General features: G+C 58.4%; 9 protein-coding genes. 7 read left to right on the top strand and 2 right to left on the bottom strand.

The annotated features are described in order from the left end of the window. Positions 1 to 156 precede the first annotated feature (156 nt). The 7 genes from FTW19_RS23325 to FTW19_RS23295 all read left to right on the top strand — a co-directional run bounded on the left by FTW19_RS23325 (position 157) and on the right by FTW19_RS23295 (position 12,905). The gene (locus FTW19_RS23325) at positions 157 to 1,308 is read left to right on the top strand and encodes an IS481 family transposase (protein WP_147645759.1); all 1,152 of its coding nucleotides are present in this window, start codon (positions 157 to 159) and stop codon (positions 1,306 to 1,308) included. Positions 1,309 to 1,678: 370 nt separating this feature from the next. Further along, positions 1,679 to 3,211, top strand: coding sequence for a GGDEF domain-containing protein (locus FTW19_RS23320; protein WP_147649966.1), 1,533 nt, complete (start codon positions 1,679 to 1,681; stop codon positions 3,209 to 3,211). 211 nt (positions 3,212 to 3,422) lie between these two features. Continuing rightward, entirely contained in the window at positions 3,423 to 4,574 is a 1,152-nt protein-coding gene (locus FTW19_RS23315; RefSeq protein WP_147645759.1) for an IS481 family transposase, read from the top strand. 686 nt (positions 4,575 to 5,260) lie between these two features. Beyond that, positions 5,261 to 8,488, top strand: coding sequence for a TonB-dependent receptor (locus FTW19_RS23310; RefSeq protein WP_147649965.1), 3,228 nt, complete (start codon positions 5,261 to 5,263; stop codon positions 8,486 to 8,488). Positions 8,489 to 8,506: 18 nt separating this feature from the next. Next, a complete protein-coding gene (locus FTW19_RS23305) occupies positions 8,507 to 10,090 on the top strand; it encodes a M28 family peptidase (RefSeq protein ID WP_147649964.1) in 1,584 nt (527 codons plus the stop codon). A 121-nt stretch (positions 10,091 to 10,211) separates the two neighbouring features. After that, on the top strand, positions 10,212 to 11,600 hold the full coding sequence (locus tag FTW19_RS23300) for a hypothetical protein (protein WP_147649963.1): 1,389 nt from the start codon (positions 10,212 to 10,214) through the stop codon (positions 11,598 to 11,600). 153 nt (positions 11,601 to 11,753) lie between these two features. Then, positions 11,754 to 12,905, top strand: a complete 1,152-nt coding sequence (locus FTW19_RS23295) for an IS481 family transposase (protein ID WP_147645759.1) — start codon at positions 11,754 to 11,756, stop codon at positions 12,903 to 12,905. Between the two features lie 453 nt (positions 12,906 to 13,358). Here FTW19_RS23295 and FTW19_RS23290 read toward each other — a convergent pair whose 3' ends face one another. After that, positions 13,359 to 14,144, bottom strand: a complete 786-nt coding sequence (locus FTW19_RS23290; protein WP_147649962.1) for a LytR/AlgR family response regulator transcription factor — start codon at positions 14,142 to 14,144, stop codon at positions 13,359 to 13,361. Further along, a complete protein-coding gene (locus FTW19_RS23285) occupies positions 14,141 to 14,386 on the bottom strand; it encodes an ATP-binding protein (RefSeq protein WP_147649961.1) in 246 nt (81 codons plus the stop codon). Before FTW19_RS23285 ends, FTW19_RS23290 begins: the two co-directional genes overlap by 4 nt. Between the last annotated feature and the right edge of the window lies 1 nt (position 14,387).

The raw sequence follows: 14,387 nt of genomic DNA, 5'->3' as shown, positions 1-14,387 counted from the left end.
CTTTACAGGCCGTTGCGCATAGCGCAACCATTTCGCACGGCAGGTGCGAATGTCTTGCTTAAGGGCACGGCTGAAGCTGTTCAGTTCCATGACATCCTTTACACCTTGTCTCCAGACATCCTTTACAGGTTTATGCCTGTTTAGGGGTGTTTTTGGATGGCATGGAGGAAGGTGGAAGTGGAAGCGCAGCGATTGCGGTTTGTGGAGGCGGCGATGATTGGAGAGCGATCGTTTTCGTCTCTGTGTGTGGAGTACGAGATTAGCCGTCCGACGGGTTATCTGTGGCTGAAGCGATACCGTGAGCATGGAGCGGCCGGCATGCAGGAAGCCAGCCGCAGGCCTCTGCTGAGTCCCCGTCAGAGCCCTGCCGAGTTGGAAGAGCAGATCGTGTCTTTACGGCGCCAGCATCCTGACTGGGGTGCACGTAAGCTTCGCGTTCTGCTCGGCCGATCTGGGGTGAAGGTGCCATCGTCGACCGTACATCGAGTGTTGCGTCGGCACGGTCTGATCCACCGGCTGGACAGCCATCCACAGGCCACTGGCAGCTTCTGTCGCGAGGCGCCTAATCAGCTCTGGCAGATGGATTTCAAAAGCCCTAAGGGATGGAACGCGCATCTTGGCCCCTTATCCGTGTTGGATGACCACAGCCGCTATGCCTTGGTGTTGGAGCAACTGTCCTCGGGTGAAGGTCTCGTCGTCCAACAGAGGCTGGATAAGGCGTTCTCTGACTGTGGGTTGCCCGAGGCCATGCTGATGGATCACGGCCAGCCCTGGTGGAACGCGCAGTCACCAGGAGGATGGACGCAGCTATCCGTGTGGCTGATGCGGCTGGGCATCCGGCTGTACTTCTCCGGAGTCCGCCACCCGCAGACCCAGGGTAAGGTGGAACGCTTCCACGGTGCCCTGGAGCGGGCACGGAGAAGGTGCGGGCCGATGGATACGCCGCCTGGCCAGTCATGGCTGGACCGCTTCCGGGAAGAGTACAACCATGTTCGTCCCCATGAAGCGCTGGACATGGAAACGCCAGCAGACCACTGGCACCCCAGCCAGCGAGAGTACACCGAACCACGTAACCCCGCGTATGCCCCGGATGCCGAAGTGCGCGAGCTCAACAGCAACGGAGCGCTCTGGCTGGACGGACGCAGCTGGCAGGTAGCCGGAGCCCTGGCTCATCAGCCTGTCCGTCTCGCTCGCATCGATCAACGCATCCTGATCTTCTACGGTGACACGCCCATCCGGGAACTCGACCTCACGGGGCAGGGTTCCACGATCGTGGAACCCTGCCCCGCAAACTCACTCAATCTGTAAAGGATGTGTGGAGACAAACTGTAAACCATCTCTGGAGACTAGACAGCTAAAAGCCGTGCCCTTAAGCAAAACAAACCGCGGGCTAAAACAGGCTGCGGAAAAAGCACCTCTCCGCCACTTTTCCGCGGCCTGTAAAAGCCGTTCCCTTAAGCAAGTTCTTCGCAACTGCGGTGCGAAGAGCTCTCGCGGAAACACCAGAGCTCTTCAGGAGTTATGTCGCGAATTTTAGATTCAGTACCCTAGGTGATTTCATCCACGGGCCGCTACAGATTGCTTTGCCAGCGGGAAGAGAAGTCATTTTTCCAATTTTTTTTGCGATACCGCTAAAGATTCACCTGGTTTTGCCGAAAAGCTCTTTCAGAGTTGAAAAATGCCGAAGATTCTCGATCTCGATGGAACATTGGCGGCTCAGTTGTTGGAATCAGCGCGGTTGGCGGCCCTGCATGCCAGTGGACTGCTGGATAGCGATCCGGAAGAGTCATTTGATGACATTACCGCGCTGGTGACCCGGTTCTGCGAAGTGCCCATCGCTCTTGTTTCTCTGGTAGATACCGATCGCCAATGGTTCAAATCGGTGCAGGGACTGGCATGCCGGCAGACGGTGCGCGACGGATCCATGTGCACCTATACCATCCGGCAGACCGTTCCTCTGGTTGTGCCCGATCTCACGGCAGACGAAAGGTTTAGTGCGAGTCCTTTTGTTATGGGCAAACCGCACCTGCGGGCCTACGCGGGTGTGCCGCTGCGCGATCTCAATGGCTTCTGCTTTGGCGCGCTATGCGCCGTCGACCTGGTTCCACGTCCATTCAGTGCGGAACAGATTGAGACACTGCGGATGCTGGCAAAACAGGTAGAGGCACAGATTGCCCTGCGGCAGCGTATGCAGCAGGTGCAGCAGCTTGTTGAGAACACTGAGGCGCTCACGAAAGATCTGCTCTCCAGCAATGAGCGCTTCTGCGCATTCATGGACCATAGTCCCATCGTCGCCTTCATCAAGGATGCGGACGGCCGTATGCGCTTCTACAACCGGCGGCTCGCTGCGCTGTACGGCGTGACCAACAAGGAATGGCTCAATAAGACAGATCACGAGATCTGGCCTGCGCATCTGGCGGACGAATATCGCGCTACCGACCTCGCTGTTCTAAACAGTAACCACGCTGTGGAGCAGGAAGAACGGTCTCCCGGTCCGCGCGGAGAGTACATCTACTGGAAGAGCTATAAGTTTCCGTTCACCGACGCGCGCGGCGAGCGCTTTCTCGCCGGCATCGCAATCGATGTAACCCGTGAGAGGCTCTACGAAGAAGAGCTGGAACGTAAGAAGGAAGAGCTGACGGCGGCGACTATCGAGCTCGGCAAGCTCAGCATTACCGATACGCTGACCGGACTTCCGAACCGCAGATGTTTTGACCAGTGGCTGGAACAGTGCGTCTCTTACGCCGCGCGAAGCAGGCGGTCTCTCTCGTTGATCATGCTCGATATCGACCACTTCAAGGCGATCAACGATACCAAGGGCCATCTCTTCGGAGACGAGGTATTGCGCGAGTTCGGGATGGTGCTGCCCCGATTGTTCCGCGGTTCAGATCACATATGCCGCTATGGCGGAGAAGAATTCGCCATCCTGCTTCCCGATACCTCGCCCGAAAACGCCCTGATGCTTGCGACACGCATCTGCAACGCCATTCCGATGCTCGAGGGCGCTCTACACGGAGTGACGATCAGCGTCGGTGTGGCACGGTGGCAGGTTGGAATGACAACATCCACTCTGCTTGCGGTCGCCGATGCCGGCTTGTACGAGGCAAAGCGAAACGGACGCAATCAGGCCGCATTCAGCTCAGTGCAGCGGTCGTACGCTTCAGAAGAAGCATTGCGGTCCGCAGTCCCGCCGACGCGGTGTATTCAGTAGAGCTACGGGCCAATAAGTGAGGTACATCTTCCTCTGGTTGGGCAAGCAGAACCACTACAGGTGATACAACACATTGCCCTCAGCGGCTAAAAGCCGCATTTCTTCTCAGGCTTCGTGCGGCACGGCTGAAGCTGTTCAGTTCCATGACATCCTTTACACCTTGTCTCCAGACATCCTTTACAGGTTTATGCCTGTTTAGGGGTGTTTTTGGATGGCATGGAGGAAGGTGGAAGTGGAAGCGCAGCGATTGCGGTTTGTGGAGGCGGCGATGATTGGAGAGCGATCGTTTTCGTCTCTGTGTGTGGAGTACGAGATTAGCCGTCCGACGGGTTATCTGTGGCTGAAGCGATACCGTGAGCATGGAGCGGCCGGCATGCAGGAAGCCAGCCGCAGGCCTCTGCTGAGTCCCCGTCAGAGCCCTGCCGAGTTGGAAGAGCAGATCGTGTCTTTACGGCGCCAGCATCCTGACTGGGGTGCACGTAAGCTTCGCGTTCTGCTCGGCCGATCTGGGGTGAAGGTGCCATCGTCGACCGTACATCGAGTGTTGCGTCGGCACGGTCTGATCCACCGGCTGGACAGCCATCCACAGGCCACTGGCAGCTTCTGTCGCGAGGCGCCTAATCAGCTCTGGCAGATGGATTTCAAAAGCCCTAAGGGATGGAACGCGCATCTTGGCCCCTTATCCGTGTTGGATGACCACAGCCGCTATGCCTTGGTGTTGGAGCAACTGTCCTCGGGTGAAGGTCTCGTCGTCCAACAGAGGCTGGATAAGGCGTTCTCTGACTGTGGGTTGCCCGAGGCCATGCTGATGGATCACGGCCAGCCCTGGTGGAACGCGCAGTCACCAGGAGGATGGACGCAGCTATCCGTGTGGCTGATGCGGCTGGGCATCCGGCTGTACTTCTCCGGAGTCCGCCACCCGCAGACCCAGGGTAAGGTGGAACGCTTCCACGGTGCCCTGGAGCGGGCACGGAGAAGGTGCGGGCCGATGGATACGCCGCCTGGCCAGTCATGGCTGGACCGCTTCCGGGAAGAGTACAACCATGTTCGTCCCCATGAAGCGCTGGACATGGAAACGCCAGCAGACCACTGGCACCCCAGCCAGCGAGAGTACACCGAACCACGTAACCCCGCGTATGCCCCGGATGCCGAAGTGCGCGAGCTCAACAGCAACGGAGCGCTCTGGCTGGACGGACGCAGCTGGCAGGTAGCCGGAGCCCTGGCTCATCAGCCTGTCCGTCTCGCTCGCATCGATCAACGCATCCTGATCTTCTACGGTGACACGCCCATCCGGGAACTCGACCTCACGGGGCAGGGTTCCACGATCGTGGAACCCTGCCCCGCAAACTCACTCAATCTGTAAAGGATGTGTGGAGACAAACTGTAAACCATCTCTGGAGACTAGACAGCTAAAGCCATGCCCTTAAGCAAAACATCGCGCTACGCGCGAACGGATGCGCTCATAGCACTTCGCCAGGTTGCTCCGTTGGGCGTAGTGTAACCATTTCGCACCGAAGGTGCGAATGTCTTGCTTAAGGGTCCCCGGCCAGCTTCGCTGGCTGGGGTGGTTAAGGGCATGGCTTTAGCCATGCCGTACAGAAGCTCTCAATGATTGCGGCTTTAGCCGCTGAGGTATGGTTCTTTCCCGTGCGTACGCTTCAGAAGAAGCATTGCGGTCCGCAGTCCCGCCGACACGGTGCATTCAGTAAAGCTACGGCAGGTCTTCGCATCGCATGCAGTAGTTCTACGGAAAGTTCCAGATCAAACGTCGCAGGCCGGCAATATCAGGTGCTGGAACGCTTGACTTAGTTCGATACCCTTCGTAAAGTACATCTAATTCGTTTCACAATTCAGCCAGTTTGGACTGCCCTTTGCGAACCAACGGTCAACACACGTTCGCTCTGCATCTTTGTCGATGTCTTTAAAGAGCGCCTGAATGCGTCCTCCGGCGCAGACAGGATACGTGTCTCTGTACGGGCTCAGCTGTCTAGAACACACACACACCGTAGTTCCGGTAAACCCAAAATTTGCTGTCTTTTTGGAGGTACGATGCGACGTCTTCTTTGGATACTTCTCTTTCTCATTCCCATATCGGCGGTAGGACAGACCTTCCGCGGTACGCTCTCAGGCAATGTCACGGACGCTCAGGGCGCTGTGCTGACGAATGTCAAAGTTGTTCTTACCAATCCTGCGACCGGCACGGTACTGAATTCCACCACGACGGGTACTGGAGATTTCAGCTTCACGGAACTGCCTGTCGGCAAGTATTCGCTCAGTGTCAGCAGCGCCGGTTTTGCTTCCAAGAAAATCGATGACATTGATATCGCCGTCTCGAAGACGACGACACTTCGTGTCGAACTGGCGGTCGGTTCACAGGACACCATCGTTGACGTCGCGGCTGACGCCATTCAGGCCGATACCACCTCCAGCGCTCTGGTCGCGGTGATCGATTCTAAGTCGGTGCAGGAGATGCCGATGAATGGACGTAACTTCACGCAGATGGTGAAGTTCGTTCCCGGCGCCAGCGCTCTCACCACCTCCGTCAACGGCTCGCGTATCACCAGCATCAACTTCCAGGTGGACGGCGCCGACAACGTCGATCCGTGGCTCGGCTACGTTGCCTCCAACCAGGGTGGCATCGCCGGTATTGCCGGCGGCCTGATTCCGATTGAGGCGATCGACCAGTTCTCCATGCAGTCAGGCGGCGAGGCCGACCAGGGCCGTAACGCCGGCGCGAACTCGAACATGGTGATCAAGTCGGGAACCAACAACCTGCATGGCGATATGTTCTATTTCGACCGCAATGAGTACTTCGCTGCGATCTCCCCGGTGGCCGCTGTCGGTAGCAAGAAGCCGCTGATCCGTAATCATCAGGGCGGCTTTACGGTCGGCGGACCGATCTGGAGAGACCGTACCTTCTTCTTCATCGCCGGTGAAGTGCAGATTGCCAAGGCAAATACCGCCATCGTCGATACGGTTGTGTCCGATCCATGGATTACGGCTGCGACGGCCAATATCGCCAAGTACACCGATCCGACGACGAACGCTCCCTATGCCGCGAACCAGCTCAGCCTGAATCTGTACAAGGTGCTGTATCCCGCCAATACGAAGTCCGCCGCCGCTACGGCGAACAACATCATCATGAACAACACGGCGAACTACAACAGCTTCAACGGCATTCTCAAGATCGATCATCACTTCAGCGATGCCCATACGCTGTCGGCCCGCTACCTGGGAACCACCGGCAAGCAGACGGCTCCGGTGACGTCGTCGTACTACGCGGACTACTTCCAGACCGCGCCGATGCACATCCACAACTTCTCGGTCGTGGACACCTACACCATCACGCCGCACGTGTTGAACCAGGTTACCCTGGCTACCAACTACTTTCTGCAGACCTTCAACGACGCCAACCAGGGCTTCTATCCACAGCAAAACGCCGGCCTGAATCTTGGCCTGTCGGGAATTATCGCTGCCGGTTCGCCCACCATCACGATGTCGCAGTTTGATGGCGTCGGCGCCACGCAGCCCTCGGGCCGTACCGACGTCACCGGCCACGTAACGGATAACCTGCACTGGACCCTCGGCCGTCACGACATGAAGTTCGGCGGCGAATTCCGTCACTCCAACGTCAACCAGCTCTACTTCTCCAGCGCCCGCGGCACCTTTGCCTTTGACGGTACGCGTGGTCCGTGGGGAGGCTCCGGTACGGCGCTTGGCGCATTGTCAGACTTCCTGGCCGGCATGCCTTCCAACTCCTCGGGCGCCCGTCTGCTGCAGGGCAACGCACAGCGTGTGTGGACTCTGAATACGGAAGATCTGTGGGCACAGGACAACATCAAACTCAACAAGCGGCTGAACCTCAATCTTGGTGTGCGCTACACCGTTCCCGGTGTGATCAATGCCGAGGCTGACGATATCTATATGTTCGTTCCCGGCTCCACGTCCGGCTCCGCTCCTGGCTTCAACAAGGGCTACTACCCGAACTACTTCTCCGGCGCCGCTCCGCGTGTCGGCTTCTCCTACTCGCCGTTCGACAACGACCGCACCGTCATTCGCGGTTCGTATGGCTTGTTCTACGATTTCCCGGCGATGAACAGCTGGATCGCCGGCATTACCACTAACGGTGGAGCCGCATACGCGCAGAACAATCCTGCCGGGGACGATGCCGCGGTAATCTACAACCAGACCAATGTCCGCTGGGCGGTGAACGTGAATCCGTTTGCCAGCTCCACGGCTCCGCAGGTTGGAGCATACGGCGTCAATCAGAACTTCAAGATGCCGCGCTCTTCGACGGTAAGCTTCAATATCGAACAGCAGCTTTCGCGTACGACACTGTTCACCATCGGCTATGTCGGGACCTTCGGACGTCATCTGGAAGTGCTCTACAACATCAACCAGCCGAAGGTCAGCGACCTGGCGGCCGGCGTATCTCTTGCGAATGCGCGTCCGTACCAGCAGACCAGCTTCCAGGGCATGAACTCGAAGTTCAACCAGAAGCTGCTGGCAATCAACCAGTTGAACTTCGCTGCAAACTCAAACTTCCACTCGCTGCAGACCACGATCAAGCAGGCAGCATGGAAGGGGCTGATCACGACCTTCAACTACACCTGGTCGAAGTCGCTGGACTATGCGTCGAGCAATACAACGCCGATGAACAGCTATGACCTGAAGGCGGACTACGGTCCAAGCACTTTTGACAATCGCCACGTACTGAACGGGTTTGCCTACTACACGCTGCCCAAGTTCACTGATAAGGCTAAGCGGATCACGCAAGGCTACCAGGTGAATGCGCTGGTGCAGTTCACCTCAGGAACGCCCATCAACCCGCAGTATTCCACCAACGTGGATGGAACCGGCGAGCTGAAGAATCGTCCGAACTGGAACGGCGTAAGCCCGTATGTAGGCGGCGCGCAGCTTGCTACCAGCTCGTCCTCCGGCCGTACGTATCGCTACCTGCAACCTGCAAGCGTCACGTTCAGCACACCGGCAAACTTTACCTACGGCAACCTGCGGCGCGATGCCTTCACGGGACCAATCTTCCACACGGTCGATTTTTCCCTGATCAAGCGTACGCCGGTGACCGAGAGGGTAATGAGCGAGTTCCGCGCAGAAATCTTCAACGTCTTCAACCTGAACAACTTCGCCAATCCAACGGTGACACCGACCTCAAGCTCCTACGGTCTGATCACCAACACGCGTAATGCCTCTTCAGCGCCGGGTCTCGGCGTCGGCGAGCCGTTCAATATCCAATTCGCTGTGAAGCTCAGCTTCTAAAAGGAAGTGGTTACGACGATGAAAAGAAGTCTCATCGCCCTTGGCCTGCTGGTGGCAATGCCACTGGCAGGCCAGCAGTCTTCTGAGCCCATTGATCTCGGCGTCCTGAACCAGATCAAGTGGCAGGCCTTCAACAACTCGCAGGTCATGGAGCATCTCTTCTATCTGAGCGATGTTTATGGTCCTCGCGTGAACGGATCTCCAAATCACCGCGCTGCTGCTGAGTGGATCGTAAAGCGGCTTGAATCTTACGGGCTGAAGAATGTTCACCTCGAGCCCTGGGGACCTTTCGGCAACTCCTGGCAGTACAGGAAGTTTTACGGCGCCCTGGTCGAACCGAACTACGCTCCGCTGATCGGTTTCCCGCTGGCCTGGACTCCCGGAACCAATGGGCCTGTGACTGGCGAAGCCATTCTCGCGCCGATCCACTCGCAGGCCGACTTCGCCAAATACAAGGGCAAGCTGAAGGGCAAGGTGGTGCTCATTGCCGATCCCAAGGTGGTTGCGATGCACACCGAGGCCGAAGCACATCGCCTTACGGACGAAGAGATCGCGGCCCGCACGCGTGTTCCCGATCCTTCCCGTATGGGCGGGTTCGGCGGAGCGCCTGCACGCGGGCCGGCTCCTGTGCCTGTCGATCGCAACGCTGCTTTGAAGCTGCGCAACGACACCAGCAAGTTCCTCAGCGATGAGGGCGCTCTGGTCGCCGTGAACTACGGCACCAACGGCGACGGCGGCACAGTCTTCGCCACCTGGGGCGGCTCACAGGACCCCAACGATCCGGTTCCTCCGCCGATGGTGGCCATCACGCCGGAGCATTACAACCGCGTTGTCCGTCTGCTGCAGCATGGCATGACGCCCAAACTGACCTTCGATATCGAGACCACCACCTATAAGGACAACCAGATGGGCTTCAATGTCGTTGGTGAGATTCCCGGCACGTCGAAGTCCGACGAGGTTGTGATGCTGGGCGGCCACCTCGACTCCTGGCAGGGAGGCACCGGAGCCACCGACAACGGCACCGGATCCTCGGTCGCCATTGAGGCCATCCGTATTCTCACTTCGCTGCACAAGCCGATGGCTCGCACCGTGCGCATCGCCTTGTGGGGCGGGGAAGAGGAGGGTCTGCTGGGATCGAAGTTCTATGTCCAGCAACACTTCGCTCCGCGCAACACCATGAAGCTGACGCCGGAGTATGCAAAGCTCGACGCGTATTACAACGACGACTCGGGCAGCGGACGTTTCCGCGGCATCTCCGCCAACGGCAACCTGCTGACCAAGGAAATCTTCGAACAGTGGATCGCTCCGCTGAAGGATCTCGAGATCACTACGGTCATCGGCGCCACCGCTCCGCCCACCCGCGAGCCCGGCGGCACCGACTCAACCTCCTTCAGTTGGATCGGCCTCAACGGATACGGCTTCATGCAGGATCCATTGGAGTACGGTACCCGCACGCACCACTCCAACATGGATCTTTACGACCGAGTGCAGCAGGGCGATGTCATGCAGGGAGCGGCGGTTGAAGCCTGGTTCGTGTACAACACGGCAACGCGCGCCGAGATGCTGCCGCGCAATCCAACTCCTGAACCGGCAACCAAGTAAACAACAATACAAGTAAGGCCCGGCATCCTTTGCCGGGCCTTTTCTTGTTTAAGCACTTTCGCAATCGCGAAAATACAGGCAAGATGGGAGCGCTCGTGATTTCCGTTCTGAGGGCTTACCGATGTTCACGCGCTCCAACCAGATCTCATCGCCCATGCTGCTGCCGCTCATCGGCAGCATTCTTGCCACCAGCGTCGCAGTCACGCTGATCCTGGCGCCTCCGTCGCGGCCCAGTCTCAGTTTGGCCCAACTCTTCCTGCGTGCTGCCATCGATCTTACGATTGCCGCATGTATTCACCTGGCGACCGTCTGGGCGATCTGGCGGCTCATCCGTGAGTATCTGCATGCGCCGGTTGGCCTGCTCATGCTGCATATCTGGGCTGCGATTGTCTGGTTGCCGCTGGTCTCGCTGCTGAATGCGGAACACTCGCTCTGGCTCTGCTGCATCGTGCCCTGGGCATGCGCGAACGCCATCATTTATCTCGCACTTTGGAATGATCGTTTCGAGAAGCCGGAACAGGAAGATCCCACCGCCCGCTCCGCCCGGCCGCTCTTCCAGGTCGAGACGGTCGTGCCGTTGTGGCGTACGCTCCTGCCGTACGTAGTCGTCGTTGTCGCCGTACAGTCAGGGGCCGCACTGCTGATGAACGGCAGCCCATGGATGGCCGCGGGCCTGTTCTCCATCTGCCTGCTGATTCTGCTGCTGCGTCATCCCATCGTTCGTCCCGACCGCCTGCGCCGTCAGCGCCGCCGTTTCTCCAAAGCAGCCTTCGTACAGACCGCGACGGCCTTCTTCCTGCTGGCGACTGCACTTACGCCCTTTCTGCAGCGCGCCTATGGCGTGCAGTCGTTGAGCGGACTGCTCGCCATCCGCCCGCCAGTCGTTCAATCCGTCCACGCGAGCGTACCCAGCAGTGGATACTCCGGCGTCATCCTGATGCTGCCGCCAAAGCCGCATCCGCGTATTGTGCCGCCGACCAAGGGCGAACAGACATCTTTCTCCGCTGCAATTGCGGAGCCGGTCGTGATTCCATTCGATGGCGTCTACTGGTACTTCAAGCATCCTGACCTGCAGCCAAGGCGGGATGCCAGGGTGCAGCACGGCGATCCCATCAAGGCCAACGTCCGCTCGACAGACGAATACCCCCTCCAGATGGAGGCGCACCAGCTCCTGCCCAACCCCATCAGTCTGGACTGCTGCCATGCACTGCGGGTGGACTTGCTGAACGGCGACGCCCGCCCGGGAATCATTCGTCTCGAAGTACGGTTGAAAGATACTTCGCTCAAGACCCGGCAATCGATCTCGCTCGGCAGCATCGTGATTCCATCAAGCCAGGTCAAACACATCTCACTGACGCGGCCGCCGGTACATGAATCAATGCGCTTCGAACTACCCGCAGCGGCACGGCATCACCAGTTCGACGAGATCACACTGGTGATTGCTCCCGATAAAGAGCGTGCTCGCGGAGGCTCAAAGATCGCGATTCAAAACTTTGTCTTGATGCCGTAGCGTGTTGTGCGACAGATAGCCCTCAGCGGCTAAAGCCGCAGTCTCTTTCTAACTCTGTACGGCATGGCTAAAGCTGTTCAGTTCCATGACATCCTTTACACCTTGTCTCCAGACATCCTTTACAGGTTTATGCCTGTTTAGGGGTGTTTTTGGATGGCATGGAGGAAGGTGGAAGTGGAAGCGCAGCGATTGCGGTTTGTGGAGGCGGCGATGATTGGAGAGCGATCGTTTTCGTCTCTGTGTGTGGAGTACGAGATTAGCCGTCCGACGGGTTATCTGTGGCTGAAGCGATACCGTGAGCATGGAGCGGCCGGCATGCAGGAAGCCAGCCGCAGGCCTCTGCTGAGTCCCCGTCAGAGCCCTGCCGAGTTGGAAGAGCAGATCGTGTCTTTACGGCGCCAGCATCCTGACTGGGGTGCACGTAAGCTTCGCGTTCTGCTCGGCCGATCTGGGGTGAAGGTGCCATCGTCGACCGTACATCGAGTGTTGCGTCGGCACGGTCTGATCCACCGGCTGGACAGCCATCCACAGGCCACTGGCAGCTTCTGTCGCGAGGCGCCTAATCAGCTCTGGCAGATGGATTTCAAAAGCCCTAAGGGATGGAACGCGCATCTTGGCCCCTTATCCGTGTTGGATGACCACAGCCGCTATGCCTTGGTGTTGGAGCAACTGTCCTCGGGTGAAGGTCTCGTCGTCCAACAGAGGCTGGATAAGGCGTTCTCTGACTGTGGGTTGCCCGAGGCCATGCTGATGGATCACGGCCAGCCCTGGTGGAACGCGCAGTCACCAGGAGGATGGACGCAGCTATCCGTGTGGCTGATGCGGCTGGGCATCCGGCTGTACTTCTCCGGAGTCCGCCACCCGCAGACCCAGGGTAAGGTGGAACGCTTCCACGGTGCCCTGGAGCGGGCACGGAGAAGGTGCGGGCCGATGGATACGCCGCCTGGCCAGTCATGGCTGGACCGCTTCCGGGAAGAGTACAACCATGTTCGTCCCCATGAAGCGCTGGACATGGAAACGCCAGCAGACCACTGGCACCCCAGCCAGCGAGAGTACACCGAACCACGTAACCCCGCGTATGCCCCGGATGCCGAAGTGCGCGAGCTCAACAGCAACGGAGCGCTCTGGCTGGACGGACGCAGCTGGCAGGTAGCCGGAGCCCTGGCTCATCAGCCTGTCCGTCTCGCTCGCATCGATCAACGCATCCTGATCTTCTACGGTGACACGCCCATCCGGGAACTCGACCTCACGGGGCAGGGTTCCACGATCGTGGAACCCTGCCCCGCAAACTCACTCAATCTGTAAAGGATGTGTGGAGACAAACTGTAAACCATCTCTGGAGACTAGACAGCTAAAGCCATGCCCTTAAGCAAAACATCGCGCTACGCGCGAACGAAGGCATGCCTTGTCGCCGACGGATCGCACTTGCATTGTTCTGTTGCACGCAGCGCAACCATTTCGCACCAAAAGTGCGAATGCCTTGCTTAAAGGCACGGCTTCAGCCGTGCCGTACGGCAAACATCGCGCGCGAATGAGAGATATGCTTTTGTTTGCTAACGAATCGTACTTAGCTGCTTTACTCCGTTGCGCGCAGCGCAACCATTTCGCACCAAAGGTGCGAATGCCTTGCTTAAGGGCACGGCTTCAGCCGTGCCGTACAAAAGTCTGAGAAAAAACGCGGCTTTAGCCGCTGAGGTACGGTTCTTATCCGGCATACGTACGTCGACCAAATAAGTTCGTTGGGAAGCAGCACTGCTTCTACAACGATTGCCCCAACCGCTTCTCCAACTCCGCCCGATACGTCCGGCTCACACGAGAACGATGGCCATCCTTCAACACCAGCTCAAACTCACCATGCGACATCGAGTGCAGCTCAAGAATGCTATCGATGTTCACAATCGCCGACCGATGGACACGGATAAACCGCATCGCATCCAGACTCTCCGCAAGTTCGTTCAGACTGGCACGATAGAGAATCTCTTTCCCGCCCACATGCAGATTGGCATACACCCCCGCCGCTTCAATCCAGTCAATCTCAACGACACGAAGAAAACGCGTTACTCCCGCGGACTTCACCACCAGGCGATCGATGCTGCGTCCTGATGGCCCAGCGGCGGCGACCATACGCAGCATGCCCATTCCCAGTGCCTGCATATTGCGTTCCAGGTGACGAGTCTTTGCGCGGCAGACCGCCGCTTCCAGACGTTCATCGCTGAATGGTTTGAGCAGATAGTCGAGAGCGTTGGCCTCAAAGGCGCGGATCGCGTGCTGATCGTATGCCGTGACAAAGATGGTGAGCGGCATACGCTCCGCGCCGATCGCTTCGATCACGCCGAGCCCATCGAGCTCCGGCATCTGCACATCGAGGAAGACGAGATCGAGCGCCTCGCGTTCGATTGCCTCTACCGCTGCCAGGCCATCACCTGCCTCAAGCACCGCTTCGATCTGCGCATCTTTCTTCAGCAGATCGACAATGCGCTGGCGCGCGGGAGCCTCATCGTCGACGACAAGCACGCGAAGCCGTTCCGAAGGCTGTGACGTCATCCGTTCCCTCGTTCGTTCCCATCCACCGACCGGAGCGGAAGCACGATCTCTACTTCGGTTCCGCCGGTGGGACGGCGCGTCACGGAAAAACTGCTGGCTCCGTTATGCAGCGTTGTAATGCGTTCGCGGGTGACGGAGAGCCCCAGGCCTTCGCAGGTCTCCAGCGACCACTCCGGCGGCAGACCGACGCCATCATCGGCGATGCGGATCTCAACCTGCTCTGCACGGCGTTGTGCAATCACC

The organism is Terriglobus albidus, from assembly GCF_008000815.1.
Lineage (GTDB): Bacteria > Acidobacteriota > Terriglobia > Terriglobales > Acidobacteriaceae > Terriglobus > Terriglobus albidus_A.
Note: the sequence above shows the minus strand (reverse complement) of the source record. Positions and strands in the feature narration are given on the sequence as shown.

Excerpts from the sequence above, each read along its gene's own strand:
- FTW19_RS23305 (WP_147649964.1), top strand. The coding sequence starts at position 8,507 with ATGAAAAGAAGTCTCATCGCCCTTGGCCTGCTGGTGGCAATGCCACTG.
- FTW19_RS23310 (WP_147649965.1), top strand. The coding sequence starts at position 5,261 with ATGCGACGTCTTCTTTGGATACTTCTCTTTCTCATTCCCATATCGGCG.
- FTW19_RS23300 (WP_147649963.1), top strand. The coding sequence starts at position 10,212 with ATGTTCACGCGCTCCAACCAGATCTCATCGCCCATGCTGCTGCCGCTC.
- FTW19_RS23290 (WP_147649962.1), bottom strand. The coding sequence starts at position 14,144 with ATGACGTCACAGCCTTCGGAACGGCTTCGCGTGCTTGTCGTCGACGAT.
- FTW19_RS23325 (WP_147645759.1), top strand. The coding sequence starts at position 157 with ATGGCATGGAGGAAGGTGGAAGTGGAAGCGCAGCGATTGCGGTTTGTG.
- FTW19_RS23315 (WP_147645759.1), top strand. The coding sequence starts at position 3,423 with ATGGCATGGAGGAAGGTGGAAGTGGAAGCGCAGCGATTGCGGTTTGTG.
- FTW19_RS23295 (WP_147645759.1), top strand. The coding sequence starts at position 11,754 with ATGGCATGGAGGAAGGTGGAAGTGGAAGCGCAGCGATTGCGGTTTGTG.
- FTW19_RS23320 (WP_147649966.1), top strand. The coding sequence starts at position 1,679 with ATGCCGAAGATTCTCGATCTCGATGGAACATTGGCGGCTCAGTTGTTG.